Origin of the sequence: Aeromonas sp. PrichA-15 (assembly GCF_017939245.1) — a bacterium.
GTDB lineage: Bacteria > Pseudomonadota > Gammaproteobacteria > Enterobacterales > Aeromonadaceae > Aeromonas > Aeromonas caviae.
On record NZ_JAGKRH010000059.1, the window covers coordinates 1 to 16,507 of the forward strand.

Below are 16,507 nucleotides of genomic sequence, written 5' to 3' on the forward strand. Positions count from 1 at the left end.
ACGATTGATCTCAGAGCGAGTTTCTTCGACAAGGGTAAGGTGTTCAATCAACGTCATAGCGCGTGCCTCCTGCATGGAGACGCGATTAGATCACAGACGATCTGCCTGTTCAAATTTCATTAACAAAGTGCGATCCCGCCCTGCCCTGTCGGTAGCCTGCGCTCGGGCTGCCGGGCGCATAAATCGCACCGATTTTCTCGTTCGGTATCATCGGCTGACGCTATAGCGACTTTTTGCTTCTGGTCTGCAACAATGAGGTCGACACCCCATAACAACACAACGCCGGGTGTCGGAAGCAAACGGACAGACCAGAAAAGGATATTCTATGACTTCATTCTCCCTGTTGGCCCCCGCCATCGCCCGCGACGTGCTCGATCACGCGCTGGCGCTGGGTGCCGACTTCGCCGAGCTGTTTGTGGAGCGCAAGCGCCGCAGCCAGCTCAGCCTGCTCTCCAGCCAGATAGAGAACATCAGCGGTGGTCTCGACTTCGGTATCGGCGTTCGCCTGTGCTACGGCCACAAGGTGCTCTACGGCTACACCAACCTGGCCGATCGCAACGAGCTCTTGCGTATCGTTACCCTGCTGGCGGCCAAGGACAGGCGTGACCCCGTGGTCACCGCCACTGCCTTTGACTTCACCCGCCTGACCGACCGCAACCCGATCGCTCTGCCGCTGTCGGCCGACAAGCTGCTGGAGCAGAAGATCGCCTACCTGCATGCCATGGACGCTGCGGCCCGCGCCGAGAGCGACAAGGTGAGCCAGTTCTCGGGCAACGTGCTCGGCTGGGAGCAGGAGGTGGAGATCTTCAACAGCGAAGGGGTGCAGGTGAGCGATCGCCGCCACTACAACCGCATCATGGCCCAGACCATCGCCCTGGACGGGGGCGAGCAGAGCGTAGGTTATGAAGCCCCCGGTGCCATGAAGGGATGGGAGCATGCCGAGAGCATCGATCCCCGCGAGCTGGCTCTCACCGCCACCCGCCAGGCACTGGTGAAGCTGGGCGCCGCCCCCTGCCCGAGCGGCAAGCTGCCGGTCATCATGGAGAGCGGCTTTGGCGGCGTCATCTTCCACGAGGCGTGCGGTCACCTGCTGGAGACCACCTCGGTGGCCAAGAAGGCATCCGTGTTCCACGACAAGATGGGCCAGCTCATCGCCAACCCCGCGGTCAGCGCGGTGGACGAGGGCTTGCAGGGCAACGCCTGGGGCTCCATCAACGTCGATGACGAGGGGATGGCGACCCAGCACACCCAGCTCATCAAGGACGGCGTGCTGACCGGCTTCCTGGTGGACAGAATGGGGGCCCTTCGCACCGGCTACGCCCGCACCGGTTCCGGGCGCCGGGAATCCTACAAGTTCGCCCCCGCCTCCCGCATGCGCAACACCTATATCGAACCGGGCAACTACAGCCTTGACGACATGCTGGCAACCGTGGAGCACGGCATCTATGCCAAGCGGATGGGGGGTGGCTCTGTGCAGCCCGGTACCGGCGAGTTCAACTTCAACGTGCAGGAGGCCTACCTCATCGAGGGGGGCAGGATCACCCGGCCCCTCAAGTCGGCCACCCTGATCGGCACCGGCCCGCAGGTATTGAAGGAGATCTCCATGGTGGGGCGCGATCTGGCCCTCTCCGCCGGCATGTGCGGCTCGGTCTCCGGATCAATTCCCGCCTCGGTCGGCCAGCCGCCGCTCAAGGTTGACAGCATTCTGGTCGGAGGGAACGCCTGATGAGCCAGCTCGACATGAACCAACTGCTTGCCCGTCTGCTGGACCAGGTCGCCGATCTGGGTGCCGAGGCAGACGTCATCGCCAATCAGGAGAAGGCCTTCTCCCTCAAGGCCGACAAGGGCGAACTCAGTGAATACAAGGTCACCAGCAGCCAGCAGATCGGCATTCGCCTCATCAAGGAAGGCCGGGTCGGCATCGCCTATTCCGAGTCCCTCGACGCGTCGGCCCTGGACGCCATGGTGCAGGATGCGCTCGATGCGAGCCGCTTCGCCAAGGTGGACCCGGATCAGCGCATCACAGTGCAGCAGAGCAGGCTCATCACCGACTGCACCGAGATACATCAGGCCGACACCACGGCGGTGGAAGAGAAGATCGCCCTGACCCTGCGCCTCGAGTCCGACATGCTGGCCCTGCCGGACGTGACCGGCGCCCCCTACAACGGCTTCTTCGAGGGGGAGAGCCGCCTCTGGCTTGCCAACAGCCAGGGCAGCCTCTGCGAACATCAGGAATTCAGCGTCGGCTGCCACAGCTCCGCTCTCATCGAGCGGGAGGGCCGCCAGTCCATGCACTACCAGGGACAGTACGCACGGCGCTTCGACGAGTTGGAGAGCCAGCCTCTCATCCGCCAGATCCACGCCGTGGCCGATGGCCTGCTGATGGGTGAGGCGGTGCCGAGCGGTCGCTACAGCGTCATCTTCAGCACCCACTGCTTTGCCAGCCTGTTTGGCTGCTTCCAGTCCGCCCTGTCTGGCAAGTGGGCCCAGCAGGGGATCAACCCCTGGCGCGACAAGCTGGGCCAAAGCGTGGCTTCTCGCTGGCTCACCCTGGAGAGTCGTGCCTATATGCCGGGGGGCATGAAGATCAAGGCGTTTGACGGCGAAGGGGCCGCCACTTCGGATCTCCTGCTCATCGGCGAGGGGGAGCTCAAGACCCTGCTGCACAACAGCGCCACCGCCCGCCACTTCGGCGTGACGAGCAACGGTGCAGCCGCCCGCAGTGCCCGCAGTGCCCTGGACGTGGCCCCTCGTCACCTGGTGTTCGGGCTCGGCCCCCACGGCGAGGCCGAGGTACAAAGCGGTGAGTACCTGGAGCTGGTCAAGCTGGACGGCCTGCACTCCGGGGCCGATGCGGTGAGCGGCGACTTCTCGTTCGGCGCCTCCGGCTTCCTCTGCCGAAATGGCGAGCGCGTGGCGCCGGTACGCGGCATCACGGTGGCAGGCAACTTCTATCGCCTGCTCGGGGAGTTGGAAGCGGTCGGCAACCAGCTGCACCACGACGATGGCAAGGACTTCTATGCCCCGCTGATCCGCTTTGGCGGGCTCAGCATTGCCGGCAAATAAGAGGGGGAGCCTTACTCGGCTCTTCCCCCTTCAAGCGGCGCCATCAGGCGCCGCTTTTTTATCCATGGCGCCTCCCGACCGCCACTTCTAACCTCAAAGAGCCACCGACCGCGTTGGCCGGGAACTCTGGAGAATACGACGATGGACAACACCCTGGTCTGGGCCGACATTCCGACACGGGATCTGGATCGCGCCATGGACTTCTACTCGGCCCTGCTTGATGTGCAGGTCACCCCCATCCAGGAAGAGACCATGCGCTTTGCCATGCTGCGCCACGACGGCAGCAACGCGGCGGCCTGTCTCGGCCCCATGGACAAATATCACCAGCCCGGCGGTGCCGGTCCCCTCATCTATCTCTCCCTCGGTGACAGGCTGCAGGAGGCGGAGCTGCTGGTCCCACGGCTCGGCGGGCGGGTGCTGGAGCCTCTGCACAGCATCGGCAGCGGTCATGGGTCCCGGGTCATCATCGAGGATACCGAAGGCAACTGGCTTGCCCTCTATGCCCCGCCGACCGCCTGAGGAAGATGGAAGCCTCATCGGGATACCCTCCGCCGAGTCACTCGCAGCCGGCCATGGCAAGGGCAACCCTCGGGTTGCCCTGTTTTTTCATTTAACCCGCCAGAGTCGGTCTCCATAGCAACCACTCAAATAGCACTCACACTCCCTCTGACCGGGCCGATATTGGCAGTGCAGGAAATGAAAAGTGGTTTTCTACCTGCGTGCAAGACAATCAGGAGGTCTGCATGAAGCCAATCGTAGTCGCACTCACCTTCGCCAGTTTGGGTATGTCGGTGGCACAGGCGGGGCCGGCGACCAGTACTGGTCACATCACAGTCAGCGGAGCAATCGTTGAAGATGCCTGCCACATCGAGCAGCAACAGGATCAGGTGCAGGTCACCTGTCTATCGGGCCCACAGCAAACGACAGATACCCTCAATCTGAGACAGTTGGCAAAACAGTCGTCACAGCGTCTCGCCACCAGCCAGGTTTCCTATCGATGGATTGACTCGCGCCAAACCATGGCAATCATCACCATCAGCCACGAATGAACCTTGCCAATACCGGAAACAACAACGGCGACCATCAGGTCGCCGTTGTTGTTTAACTGCACTTGCCGGCCATTACGCCTCTGGATTGAGGCGGGTCGGGATGCCGGTACGCTGTTCCAGCACCTGCTTGACCACGTTGGAATCGCTGTCAGCGTGGGCGATGAAGCGGGTGGTAGCCGGGGTCATGGGCAGCGGCACGGAGGCGGTGGAGTTGAACTCTTCCTCGGTGCGCGACAGCGGCTCGTGCACTTCCATGTAGCGACCGCCATCCGGCTCGACCGTGGTCTTGACCGGCTGGTTGACGAACTGGACGCGGGTGCCGACCGGCACGTGATCGAACAGGTACTTGATGTCGTCGGCGCGCAGGCGCACGCAGCCGCTGCTCACCCGCAGACCGATGCCAAAGGTGGCGTTGGTGCCGTGGATGGCGTACAGGTTGCCGATGTAGAGCGCGTGCAGGCCCATGGGGTTGTCCGGGCCGGCCGGCCAGACCGCGGGCAGGGTCTTGCCCTGGGCGGCGTAGCGGCGACGGATATTCTCGGTCGGGGTCCAGGTCGGGTTGGCACGCTTGCGCTCAACCTTGGTGATCCAGTTCTCCGGGGTGTTGACCCCGAGCTGGCCGATGCCGATGGGCAGCACATGCACCACGTTCTTGCCCTTCGGGTAGTAATAGAGACGCATCTCCGCCACGTTGATGACGATCCCTTCGCGGGGAGCGTTGGGCAGGATCAGCTGATGGGGAATGATCAGCGTGCTGCCCGCCTTGGGCAGGTAGGGGTCGACGCCCGGGTTGGCTTCCATGATGTTGGTCAGACCCAGCTGGAAGTCAGAGGCGATCTGCTCCAGCGGACGGTTGTCTGCGGGCACCACGTATTCCTGGTTCTCACCGATCAGGCGGCTGTTGGCTGCAGGCAGCTGGTATTCAACGGCGGCGGCCTGCTGGCTGACCAGCGCCAGCGTACATAAAAGAGCCGAAGCGGCAATGCGAAGGGGATTCATAAAATTCCTGTATGGTTTCCTGTTCCTGTGGGCCTTTGCCCTGCTCATCATCGGTCTCTTGTGGGCCCGTCACCGGGGACCAACAACCGAGCGCGCATTCTTTCCCGAGCAGGGCAAAATTTCAACTTGGAGATGGTCTTTTTCGCCGAAAAGATCCATTTCACCGCCAACTCAGGGGCATCTTTCACCCCTTGCACTCTAGCAACCCCAGTCTGAGCGTAAAATGAACATGGCGCAGGCATGCCAAGGCCGTCCCAAATTGCATGACGAGGCGGTCACGAGTACAATCTCGCACCCCGTATATCCGGAGTATCGAGTCACCTCCTGCTCCGATGTACCCCCATCGGATGGCCGTGCGTCGAAGACGGTCGCGCCACCGATGAACCCACACGACGCCATCAGGTGGCGCCGTCCTGATTTGCAATCAGATAAAAGAGTCCAACATGTTCAGACCAGAATTGCTCTCCCCTGCCGGGACCCTCAAGAACATGCGCTACGCCTATGCCTATGGCGCAGACGCCGTCTATGCGGGCCAGCCGCGCTACAGCCTGCGGGTACGCAACAACGAATTCGATCACGAGAATCTGCAGCTCGGCATCAACGAGGCCCATGCCCTCGGCAAGCAGTTCTATGTGGTGGCCAACATCCAGCCCCACAACTCCAAGCTCAAGACCTTCATCCGCGACATGCGCCCCGTGGTGGATATGAAGCCGGATGCACTCATCATGTCCGATCCCGGCCTCATCATGATGATGCGCGAAGCCTTCCCCGACATGCCTATCCACCTCTCGGTGCAGGCCAACGCGGTCAACTGGGCCACGGTGAAGTTCTGGCATCAGATGGGCCTGACCCGTGCCATCCTCTCCCGCGAGCTGTCTCTCGACGAGATCGAGGAGATCCGCATGCAGGTGCCGGAGATGGAACTGGAAGTCTTCGTCCACGGGGCGCTGTGCATGGCCTACTCCGGCCGCTGCCTGCTCTCCGGCTACATCAACAAGCGTGACCCCAACCAGGGTACCTGCACCAACTCCTGCCGCTGGGAGTACAAGGTGCACGAGGGCAAGGAAGATGACGTGGGCCAGATCGTCCACCGCCAGGAGCCCATCGCCGTGCAAAAGGTGGATCCGACCCTGGGCGCAGGCAAGCCGACCGATGCCCTGGTGCTGCTGGAGGAGTCCAACCGCCCGGGCGAGTTCATGACTGCGTTTGAAGACGAGCACGGTACCTACATCATGAACTCCAAGGATCTGCGCGCTGTCGAGCACGTCGAGCGCCTGACCAAAATGGGCGTTCATTCCCTGAAAATCGAAGGCCGTACCAAGTCCTTCTACTATTGCGCCCGTACCGCCCAGGTCTATCGCAAGGCCATCGACGATGCGGTGGCTGGCCGTCCGTTCGATCCGACCCTGATGGGCACCCTCGAGAACCTGGCCCACCGCGGCTACACCGAGGGCTTCCTGCGCCGTCACAACCACAGCGAATACCAGAACTACGACTACGGTTACTCCGTCTCCGACACCCAGCAGTTCGTCGGCGAGATCACCGGTCGCAATGGTGACATGGTCGAAGTCGAGGTGAAGAACAAGTTCCTGCTGGGCAATAGCCTGGAGCTGATGACCCCCCAGGGCAACCTCAGCTTCAACCTGGAGCAGATGCAGAACCACAAGGGCGAGCTCATCGACACCGCGCCGGGCAACGGCCACGTGGTCTACGTGCCGGTTCCCAAGGAGATCGACGTGAATTACGGCATCCTGCTGCGCAACCTTGGCGAGCGCGAGGATACCCGTCAACCTTACTCGGCGGCCTGAGATGGCACTGCTCATCACCGACAAGTGCATCAACTGTGACATGTGCGATCCGGAGTGTCCGAACCAGGCCATCGCCCTGGGAAGCAAGATCTACGAGATAGACCCGGATCGCTGCACCGAATGCGTCGGCCACTATGAGAAGCCCACCTGCATCAGCGTCTGCCCTATCGACTGCATCATCTGGGATCCCGCCCATGTGGAAACCGAAGATCAGCTGATGGAAAAGTTTGTGCGGATGCACAGGCAGTAGCAGTAACACCTGCATCAGCATCTGCTCTACAGGGACTGCATCCTCCGGGATCCCGTCCATAGGGTGGAAACCGAAGATCAGTTGATGGAAAAGTTCGTGCGGATGCACAGGCAGTAAGCGTCTGACACTCGCTGGCGCATTATCCAGAAATAGAAAAAGCCGGGCATGCCCGGCTTTTTCTATTGCGCTGCCCTTCCCTCAGGGTTTGACCAGTTTTTGCAGCGCCTCGAGTTCGCGCTGGGCTTCCAGCAACTCGGCCTGGGACTCCTCCAGCTTGGACTGCTTCTTGGCAATCTTGTCCGGCTTGCCCGATACCCGTGCGCTCTGCAACTCGGCCAGCCGCTCTTCCACTTCTTCCCTCTGCTTGACCACCTTGCGTTGCTGCTCCTCAAGGAGCCCGGCATCGGTACAATGGGCCTCCAGGTTGCGCAGTGCCCGCTCAAGGCCGGCTACCTGCTCCTGGTTGTTGTGCGCCCTGGCGAACGCAAGCTGATCCGTCACGGCCTGCTGTCTGGCCTTGCAGCCGATGTTTTCACTACCATAGGCTTGTCCGGCCAACAACAATAAGCCTATTCCGGCGATCTTCCACATAACAACCTCTTTGTTCTGTCATACTGGATGGCCGTCCATGAAACCTGACTCCCTGTGTGAGGTCAAGACACACGGGGCCGGGCTACGACAGAGTGTGCTCTGCATCATGCCGGGCCGCTTTCGCCGAGGCTACAATGGCCCTTTCAATCAGGAGAGCCACATGACCCAACACATTCTCATCATTGCCAACGGCGCCCCCTATGGCAGCGAGTCCCTGTTCAATGCCCTGCGCCTCGGCATCGCCCTCAAAGAGGAGGGAAAGGTAGACCTCAACCTCTTCCTGATGTCGGATGCCGTCACTGCTGCTCTGGCCGGGCAGGCTCCGGCCGAGGGCTACAACCTGCGCCAGATGCTGGAGATACTGCTGGCTCAGGGTACCCGGATCCGGCTTTGCAAGAGCTGCACCGATGCGCGCGGCATCACCCCGCTACCCCTTGTCGAGGGCATAGAGATAGGCACCCTCCCCTTGCTGGCCCAATGGACTCTGGCCGCCGACAAGGTGCTGACCTTCTAGCCGTCAGGGCCCGGCCCGGACCAGCGCTGGGCGCGAGGTCCGGGTACTCAGACCATAGAGCATCAGGATCACCAGGCAGAGCAGCGCCATCAGGGCGTAAAGCCAGCTCCCGCCCCAGTGGGCCAGCACCCAGCCTCCCAGCAAGGCCCCCATGGCCACCCCGAGTCCGGAGATGGAGGCCGCCCCGAAATAGCTCCCCTTCAAATGACCAGGCGCCATCTGATCGATCAGCACATTGAGCAAGGGGAAGAGGATGCACTCCCCGACGCTCAAGAGGATCACCGCCACTATCCAGTGCCACCAGATGGCGGTATCCCCCAGCGCAAACTGCAACTGGGCGCCGAGAAAGTGCGCCACCCCGAGTTGCAGCTTGCGCCGCGTGGACCAGCGGGCAGTCAGGTGCAGCAGGGGGAACTGCAGCATCACTATGGTCAGCGCATTGGTCGTCACCAGCCAGCCGATGAGCCGCTCCACCTCCGGCGTCCCCGCGCGGGTCAGATACTGGATGAGGGGCGACTCGAACTGGGCGTAGACCAGCATAAGCAGCAGATTGGCCATGATCAGCAGCAGAAACCCCCTGTCCTGCCAGAGCACCCGCAGCACGGCACGCATGCCAGGCCCGGCCGCCTGGCTGGTGTGGCAACCCGCCAGCCTGAACCCGATGACAAAGACGATGCCAAGCAGCAGATAGCTGGCACTGAGCAACAGGAAGGTCTCCTGACGCGCGCTCAGGCCATAGGTGACGCCGAGCAGAGGACCGATGGCCGCCCCCAGGTTGAGCAGGAAATAACGCAGGTGCAGCGCCAGCTCACGGGCTTTGGGCTCGGCCAGATTGTCGGCCATCAGTGCCTTGCCCGGTGAGTCGATGAGTCCGTAGGAGAGTCCGCTGCCGATCACCCCGAGTGCCAGCCAGCCCACCTGGTGGGAGAGGCCGAGCAGGGCCACACTGGCGGCGGACACCAGGCAGCCGAACAGCAGGATGTTGCGCCGCCCCCATTTGTCCGAGAGCCAGCCGCCATAGAAGCTGACAAGCGTGGAAAGCGCCGCCGTGGCCCCCAGGATCAGGCCTATCAGGGTCGCCGAAAGTCCGTAGTCACGGTAGAGCAGGATGGAGAGAAAGGGCCAGACCATGAAGAAGGTGGTACGCACCATGAAAGTGCCCAGGATGACGATCCAGACCAGGGAAGGAAACTGCCTGAGGTAGGCCCATGACATGCTGCAATTCCTTTTGCCAACGAAGCGGGGTCGTCCCTTATATCAAGGGGCGCCAAAAGGAACAAGGAGACAATCTGCGCCATGCCGGGCGACAGGCACAAAAAAGCCGACCCAAGGGTCGGCTCTTTCACATACGGCAGCCTTATTCGGCAGCCGGCTCTTCGACGGCAACGGCAGCAGGAGCAGCAGCCGCTTCGGTCGGTGCGTTCGCTTCCTTGATGGAGAGACGCACACGGCCCTGACGGTCCACTTCCAGTACCTTCACCTTCACCACGTCGCCGATTTTCAGGAAGTCGGCCACGTTCTGCACGCGGGCATCGGTGATCTGGGAGATGTGCACCAGACCGTCTTTACCCGGCAGGATGTTGACGAAGGCGCCGAAGTCAGCCAAGCGCACGACCTTGCCTTCGTAGATGCGGTTCACTTCGATCTCGGCGGTGATGGCCTCGATGCGGCGGATCGCTTCCATGGCGGCTTCGTTGGCCACAGCGGAGATGCGAACGGTACCGTCATCATCCAGCTCGATGTTGGTGCCGGTCTCTTCGGTCAGGGCACGGATCACGGAACCACCCTTGCCGATCACGTCCTTGATCTTCTCAGGATTGATCTTGATGGTGTGGATGCGCGGGGCGAAATCGGAGATCTGGGCACGGGGAGCCTGGATAGCTTCGTCCATCACCTTCAGGATGTGCAGACGAGCGCCACGAGCTTGCTTCAGCGCAATCTCCATGATCTCTTTGGTGATGCCTTCGATCTTGATGTCCATCTGCAGCGCGGTCACACCTTCGCTGGTACCGGCTACCTTGAAGTCCATGTCGCCCAGGTGATCTTCGTCACCCAGGATGTCGGACAGCACGACGAAACCTTCTTCTTCCTTCACCAGACCCATGGCGATACCGGCAACGGAGGCCTTGATCGGCACACCGGCATCCATCAGCGCCAGGGAGGAACCACAGACAGACGCCATGGAGGAGGAACCGTTGGATTCGGTGATTTCAGAGACTACGCGCACCACGTACGGGAACTCGGCGGCGCTCGGCATCACGGCAGCAACGCCGCGCTTGGCCAGACGACCGTGACCGATTTCACGACGCTTCGGGCTGCCCATCATGCCGGTCTCGCCGACGCAGTAGGGCGGGAAGTTGTAGTGCAGCATGAAGCGATCGGCGCGGTTGCCGGTCAGCTCGTCGATGTTCTGGGCGTCACGCTCGGTACCCAGAGTGGCCACCACGATGGCCTGGGTTTCACCACGGGTGAACAGGGCAGAACCGTGGGCACGGGGCAGGATGCCGGTACCGACGGAGAGGGCGCGGATCATTTCCGGATCGCGACCGTCGATACGCGGCTCACCACGTACGACGCGACCACGGACGATGCGGCTCTCCAGGCTGTGGAACTCTTCGCCGATCTTCTTGGCATCTTCTTCCACGCCGGATGCGATGACTTGCTCGACCACGCGGCCCTTGATGGCAGCGATGGTTTCGTAACGAACAGCCTTCTCGGTGATACGGTAGGCTTCACCCAGTTCAGCTGTGGCCAGTTCGGCAACTTTGGCTTTCAGCGCTTCGTTGACGGCAGGCGGGGTCCAGTCCCAGGGCTTGGTACCGACGTCGGCAGCGAATTCATTGATGGCGTTGATCACGGTCTGCATCTGCTCGTGACCGTAGACCACGGCGCCCAGCATCACCTCTTCGGAGAGGATGGCCGCTTCGGATTCCACCATCAGCACCGCATTGGCAGTACCGGCAACCACCAGATCCAGATCGCTCTGGGGCAGTTCGGTGGTGGTCGGGTTCAGCACGTACTGGCCGTTCATGTAACCCACGCGGGCTGCACCGATCGGGCCGCCGAACGGGATGCCGGAGATGGCCAGGGCCGCGGAGGCACCGATCATGGCAACGATGTCGGGAGAAACGGCCGGGTTCACGGACATGACGGTGGCAACCACCTGAACCTCATTGAGGAAGCCTTCCGGGAACAGCGGACGGATGGGACGGTCGATCAGACGGGAGATGAGGGTCTCACCCTCGCTCGGACGGCCTTCACGACGGAAGAAACCACCCGGGATACGACCAGCAGCATAGGTACGCTCCTGATAGTTGACGGTCAGCGGGAAGAAATCACGGCCGTGATCGGCCTCTTTCTTGCCAACGACAGTCACGAAGACACAGGTATCGTCCATGCTGACCATGACGGCCGCAGTGGCTTGACGGGCCATCACACCGGTTTCCAGTGTGACGGTGTGTTGACCGTACTGGAATGACTTTACAATAGGATTCACGTGAATTTCCTTTTAACAATTTGGCGCTTTAAATTCGCGTGCAAGTATACTTGATTCGCATCAAAAGGTAAGCGCGGACGTCAATTCTGTGAGGCAGGCAACGGCCTGCATCCTGTTTGAAACGGGCAATAAAAAAGGGGAACCTCGCGGTTCCCCTTTTTTGCGAAATCTGATGGTCGATTAACGACGCAGACCCAGCTTGGCGATCAGAGCAGCGTAGCGCTGAACGTCTTTACGCTTCAGGTAGTCCAGCAGCTTACGACGCTGGGAAACCATGCGCAGCAGACCGCGACGACCGTGGTGATCCTTGGCGTGCTCCTTGAAGTGACCTTGCAGATGGTTGATCTGGGCAGTCAGCAGGGCAACTTGCACTTCGGGGGAACCGGTGTCGTTAGCGCCACGAGCGTTGTCGGCAACGATTTGAGCTTTGATCTCAGCATTTAGAGACATGGTATTACTCCAGTAGAGTGTTTAAAGGTTCACAGCCAATCTCTAATTCAGCCGTGAAATGAGGGCGGTATCATAATCGTCCCGGCCCCTTTTCGCAACGGGAAAGACGCGTGACAGACCGATACCACCTGAGGATCACTCCTCGTCGTGGTAGCGAACCAGACGCTTGGGCGCCACGCGCCCCTCGTCATCGATCTCGCCAACCCCGATGAATTCGCGCTCCGGGCCAACCGTCATGCGGACCTGGCCACTTTGGGGGCTACCTGCCACCTGCACGGCCTGACCCTGGTTCACATAGGCGGCCACGGCGACCAGCATGTTCACCTCGGGCAGAGAGGCCACAGCGGTGTCCATCGGCAGCAACAGGGGATCCAGCTGCTCCCGTGGCGGAATGCTTTCGGCCTTGGCCTGCTCGAAGATACACTCGAGCTGCTCCAGGGTCAGCATCCGCTCGTAGGGGTAGCTCGCCACCTGGGTGCGACGCAGCTGGGTGACGTGAGCGCCACAGCCCAGCACTTCCCCCAGATCGTCCACCAGGGAGCGGATATAGGTACCCTTGCTGCAATGCACTTCCAGCTTCACCTCGTCCCCCTCGAAGCCGAGCAGCTTGAGTTCGAAGATGGTGATGGGACGGGCTTCCCGCTCGATCTCGATCCCTTCACGGGCATATTCGTAGAGCGGGCGGCCGTTGTGCTTGAGGGCGGAGTACATGGACGGCACCTGCATGATGGGGCCGCGGAACTGGTCCAGCGCCTCGATCAGGGTGCCCACCGCCACGTTCACCGGGCGGGTGGAAACCACCTCGCCGTCGGAGTCACTGGTATTGGTGCGCTCGCCCAGCTTGGCGGTCACCTCATAGCGCTTGTCCGCTTCCAGCAGATACTGGGAGAACTTGGTGGCCTCCCCGAGGCAGATCGGCAACATGCCGGTGGCCAGGGGGTCCAGGGCGCCGGTATGGCCAGCCTTGGCGGCGTTGTAGATCCGCTTGACCTTCTGCAACACATCGTTGGAAGTCAGGCCGGTCGGTTTGTCCAGCAGCAGGATGCCGTGTACGTCACGGCCTTTGAAACGACGTCTACGAGACATCTCAGGCGTTATCCTCAGTCGTGTCATCCGGTGCGGATTGCTCTTCGTCACGACCGGCTTCAGTCATGCGACGCTTGTCTTCACGCACAGTGTTGGTCACCAGGTTGGAGAGGCGCATCCCCTCGACCAGGGTCTGGTCGTAGTAGAAACGCAGCTCGGGCACCACCCGCAGACGCATGGCGCTGCCCAGCAGGCTGCGGATGTAACCGGCAGCCTCGGTCAGGCCCTTGAGCCCTTCCTTGATGCGCTCGGCGTCATTCTCCAGTTGCAAGAAGGTGACATAAACCTTGGCATAGTTGAGGTCCTTGGAGACCTCCACGTCGGAGACGGTCACCATGCCGATGCGCGGGTCTTTCACCTCGCGCTGCAGGATCAGCGCGATTTCACGCTGGATCTGCTGCCCGACCCGACGGGTCCGGCTGAATTCTCTGGCCATATTCTATCCTGCGATAAAAGGGGGCCACGGCCCCCTATTTTGTCTAACGCTCGGCTTACAGAGTCCGCTGGATTTCAACGGTCTCGTACACCTCGATCTGGTCGCCTTCACGCACGTCGTTGTAGTTCTTGACCGCGATACCACACTCGTAGCCGTTGCGAACTTCGTTGACGTCATCCTTGAAGCGGCGCAGGGATTCCAGCTCGCCTTCATAGATAACCACGTTGTCACGCAGAACGCGAATGCGGTTGGAACGCTTGACCACACCTTCGGTAACCATACAGCCGGCAACGGCGCCGAACTTCGGCGACTTGAAGACGCTACGCACTTCAGCCAGACCGATGATCTCCTGACGATACTCAGGAGCCAGCTTGCCGCTCATGGCCTGCTTCACTTCGTCGATCAGGTCATAGATGACGGAGTAGTAACGCAGATCCAGGCTCTCGGATTCGATGACCTTGCGCGCAGAAGCGTCGGCACGGACGTTGAAGCCCACCAGGATGGCGCTGGAAGCCGCGGCCAGGGTCGCGTCGGTTTCGGTGATGCCACCTACGCCGGAACCCACGATCTTCACCTTCACTTCGTCGGTGGAGAGTTTGACCAGCGCATCGCAGATCGCTTCCACAGAGCCTTGTACATCGGCCTTGATCACCACGTTCACTTCGGACACTTCGCCCTCAGTCATGTTGGCAAACATGTTTTCCAGCTTGGCCTTCTGCTGGCGAGCCAGCTTGACTTCGCGGAACTTGCCCTGACGGTAGAGCGCCACTTCACGGGCTTTCTTCTCGTCACGCACGACCGTGGCTTCGTCACCGGCAGAGGGAACGCCGGACAGACCCAGAATTTCCACTGGCAGAGAGGGACCTGCTTCCTTGATCTCGCGACCCAGTTCGTCACGCATGGCGCGAACCCGGCCGTACTCAAGACCACACAGCACAATGTCGCCCTGACGCAGAGTGCCTTCCTGTACCAGCACGGTGGCAACAGGACCACGACCTTTATCCAGGAAGGATTCGATCACGACGCCGTTGGCCATGCCGTCAACCACCGCTTTCAGCTCCAGGACTTCGGCCTGGATCAGGATGGCTTCCAGCAGGTCGTCGATGCCTTCGCCAGACTTGGCGGAGACGTGCACGAACTGGCAATCGCCACCCCACTCTTCGGACATGACGTTGTAACGGGCCAGCTCGGTCTTGACGCGATCCGGATCCGCTTCAGGCTTGTCGATCTTGTTCACCGCAACAACCAGCGGCACACCGGCCGCCTTGGCGTGCTGGATAGCTTCGATGGTTTGCGGCATCACGCCGTCGTCAGCTGCAACAACCAGCACAACGATGTCGGTCGCCTTGGCACCACGAGCACGCATGGAGGTAAACGCCGCGTGACCCGGGGTATCCAGGAAGGTGATCATGCCGCTGTCGGTCTGTACGTGGTACGCACCGATGTGCTGGGTAATGCCACCGGCTTCGCCTGCGGCGACCTTGGCTTTACGGATATAGTCCAGCAGCGAGGTCTTGCCGTGGTCGACGTGACCCATGATGGTCACGACCGGCGCACGCGGCTTGGCTTCGGAGGTCTCGTCACGATCGCTAAGTACCGCCTCTTCCAGCTCGTTCTCACGGCGCAGCACTACCTTGTGACCCATTTCCTCGGCGACCAGCTGAGCGGTCTCCTGGTCGATCACCTGGTTGATGGTGGCCATGGCACCCATCTTCATCATCACCTTGATGACTTCAACGCCCTTGACGGCCATCTTGTTGGCGAGCTCCGCCACTGTGATGGTCTCGCCGATGACGACGTCACGGTTGACCACGGCAGCCGGCTTGTTGAAGCCGTGTTTCATGGCGTTCGGCATGGCCATCTTGCCACGCTTGCCTTTGCGGGCACGGGGATCGCGGGAGTTGCGGTCATTGCGGTCGTCTTCGCGACGGCCGACCTTCTTCGGCGCCTTGGCAGCGGCAGCCGTGCGACGGCTGGTCTCTTCCTTACGATCCAACTCATCTTCGGCCGCTTGCGCGTGCTTGTTGGTGGTCAGATGGTAATCGCTGCTCTCTTTGGCGCGAGCCGCTTCTTCTTCAGCCCAGCGGGCCGCATTCTGTTCCGCCATGATGCGAGCCTCTTCGGCTTTCTTCGCGGCGAGTTCTTCAGCTTTTTGCAAAGCTGTCTGTTCCTGTTGGCGCTTCAGTTCTTCTGCTTCGCGCTTGGCCATCTTTTCTGCCTCTTGCTGAGCTGTGCTAACGGCTGCTTTGGCGGGCTGTTGAGCCTGTCGAGCCTTCTGTTGTGCCTCGATCCGCGCCTTTTCCTCAGCTTCACGACGAGCCTGCTCAGCCTCACGGCGAGCCTTCTCTTCAGCGTCGAGGCGGGCCTTCTCTTCGGCCTCGCGACGAGCTTTTTCTTCTGCTTCCAAACGCGCTGTTTCCTCGGCTTCCGCCTGGCGCTGTTCATCTTCCAGCGCCGAGCGTCTTACATAGGTGCGAGACTTGCGCACTTCTACCTGCACTTCCTTGTTCTTGCCACCAGTCCCCTGAACACTCAGGGTGCTCTTGGTCTTGCGCTGCAAGGTCATGCGAGCAGGTGCGGTGACCTCGTCACCTCCATGCTGTTTCTTCAGATGTGCCAGCAGAGTCTGTTTCTCAGACTCGCTGACCATGTCGTCGGCCTTGCTCTTCACGATGCCGGCATCGACAAACTGCTGGAGAAGACGATCAACCGGCGTGTCGATGTCAGTGGCAAGTTGCTTAACTGATACTTCTGCCATTCAT

The 16,507-nt window shown here is 61.0% G+C and carries 15 protein-coding genes and 1 pseudogene; 8 read left to right on the forward strand and 8 right to left on the reverse strand.

What is annotated here, in order from left to right; all coding sequences use genetic code 11:
* Positions 1–325 precede the first annotated feature (325 nt).
* The 4 genes from J9889_RS09900 (at position 326) to J9889_RS09915 (ending at position 4,115) form a co-directional block, all read left to right on the forward strand.
* Positions 326–1,726, forward strand: coding sequence for a TldD/PmbA family protein (locus J9889_RS09900; RefSeq protein ID WP_045525639.1), 1,401 nt, complete (start codon positions 326–328; stop codon positions 1,724–1,726).
* Positions 1,726–3,066 (forward strand): metallopeptidase TldD-related protein, encoded by a 1,341-nt coding sequence (locus J9889_RS09905; protein WP_210556568.1) that lies wholly within the window; start codon positions 1,726–1,728, stop codon positions 3,064–3,066. The genes J9889_RS09900 and J9889_RS09905 overlap by 1 nt, the downstream gene beginning before the upstream one ends.
* Before the next feature lie 141 nt (positions 3,067–3,207).
* Positions 3,208–3,585, forward strand: a complete 378-nt coding sequence (locus J9889_RS09910) for a VOC family protein (RefSeq protein ID WP_041212513.1) — start codon at positions 3,208–3,210, stop codon at positions 3,583–3,585.
* Positions 3,586–3,809: 224 nt separating this feature from the next.
* Positions 3,810–4,115, forward strand: a complete 306-nt coding sequence (locus tag J9889_RS09915) for a hypothetical protein (RefSeq protein WP_041212512.1) — start codon at positions 3,810–3,812, stop codon at positions 4,113–4,115.
* A gap of 72 nt (positions 4,116–4,187) precedes the next feature.
* On the opposite strand, the gene J9889_RS09920 is transcribed toward J9889_RS09915, so the two are convergent.
* The gene (locus J9889_RS09920; protein ID WP_041212511.1) at positions 4,188–5,114 is read right to left on the reverse strand and encodes a L,D-transpeptidase family protein; all 927 of its coding nucleotides are present in this window, start codon (positions 5,112–5,114) and stop codon (positions 4,188–4,190) included.
* A 443-nt stretch (positions 5,115–5,557) separates the two neighbouring features.
* On the opposite strand from J9889_RS09920, the gene yegQ reads away from it, so the two are divergent.
* The 3 genes and pseudogenes from yegQ to J9889_RS24060 form a co-directional block, all read left to right on the forward strand.
* The gene (yegQ, locus tag J9889_RS09925) at positions 5,558–6,922 is read left to right on the forward strand and encodes a tRNA 5-hydroxyuridine modification protein YegQ (protein WP_210556570.1); all 1,365 of its coding nucleotides are present in this window, start codon (positions 5,558–5,560) and stop codon (positions 6,920–6,922) included.
* 1 nt (position 6,923) lies between these two features.
* Positions 6,924–7,172, forward strand: a complete 249-nt coding sequence (locus tag J9889_RS09930) for a YfhL family 4Fe-4S dicluster ferredoxin (RefSeq protein ID WP_041212510.1) — start codon at positions 6,924–6,926, stop codon at positions 7,170–7,172.
* A 33-nt stretch (positions 7,173–7,205) separates the two neighbouring features.
* Positions 7,206–7,289: pseudogene (locus J9889_RS24060) on the forward strand (ferredoxin); the annotation flags it as partial.
* Between the two features lie 81 nt (positions 7,290–7,370).
* On the opposite strand, the gene J9889_RS09935 reads toward J9889_RS24060, so the two are convergent.
* Positions 7,371–7,763, reverse strand: a complete 393-nt coding sequence (locus J9889_RS09935; RefSeq protein ID WP_039041125.1) for a DUF1090 domain-containing protein — start codon at positions 7,761–7,763, stop codon at positions 7,371–7,373.
* 160 nt (positions 7,764–7,923) lie between these two features.
* On the opposite strand from J9889_RS09935, the gene J9889_RS09940 reads away from it, so the two are divergent.
* Positions 7,924–8,277 carry a DsrE/DsrF/TusD sulfur relay family protein gene (locus J9889_RS09940; protein WP_010675361.1) on the forward strand — a complete coding sequence of 118 codons (354 nt, stop codon included), beginning with the start codon at positions 7,924–7,926 and terminating at the stop codon, positions 8,275–8,277.
* A gap of 3 nt (positions 8,278–8,280) precedes the next feature.
* On the opposite strand, the gene J9889_RS09945 is transcribed toward J9889_RS09940, so the two are convergent.
* The 6 genes from J9889_RS09945 to infB all read right to left on the reverse strand — a co-directional run bounded on the left by J9889_RS09945 (position 8,281) and on the right by infB (position 16,503).
* Complete coding sequence (locus J9889_RS09945) at positions 8,281–9,492, reverse strand: MFS transporter (RefSeq protein WP_210556572.1); 1,212 nt, start codon at positions 9,490–9,492, stop codon at positions 8,281–8,283.
* A 142-nt stretch (positions 9,493–9,634) separates the two neighbouring features.
* Positions 9,635–11,773, reverse strand: coding sequence for a polyribonucleotide nucleotidyltransferase (pnp, locus tag J9889_RS09950; RefSeq protein WP_029314766.1), 2,139 nt, complete (start codon positions 11,771–11,773; stop codon positions 9,635–9,637).
* A 180-nt stretch (positions 11,774–11,953) separates the two neighbouring features.
* On the reverse strand, positions 11,954–12,223 hold the full coding sequence (gene rpsO, locus J9889_RS09955; protein WP_010675364.1) for a 30S ribosomal protein S15: 270 nt from the start codon (positions 12,221–12,223) through the stop codon (positions 11,954–11,956).
* Between the two features lie 135 nt (positions 12,224–12,358).
* On the reverse strand, positions 12,359–13,309 hold the full coding sequence (gene truB / locus J9889_RS09960) for a tRNA pseudouridine(55) synthase TruB (protein ID WP_010675365.1): 951 nt from the start codon (positions 13,307–13,309) through the stop codon (positions 12,359–12,361).
* Position 13,310: 1 nt separating this feature from the next.
* The gene (gene rbfA / locus J9889_RS09965; protein WP_010675366.1) at positions 13,311–13,745 is read right to left on the reverse strand and encodes a 30S ribosome-binding factor RbfA; all 435 of its coding nucleotides are present in this window, start codon (positions 13,743–13,745) and stop codon (positions 13,311–13,313) included.
* A 55-nt stretch (positions 13,746–13,800) separates the two neighbouring features.
* On the reverse strand, positions 13,801–16,503 hold the full coding sequence (gene infB, locus J9889_RS09970) for a translation initiation factor IF-2 (protein ID WP_029314767.1): 2,703 nt from the start codon (positions 16,501–16,503) through the stop codon (positions 13,801–13,803).
* Between the last annotated feature and the right edge of the window lie 4 nt (positions 16,504–16,507).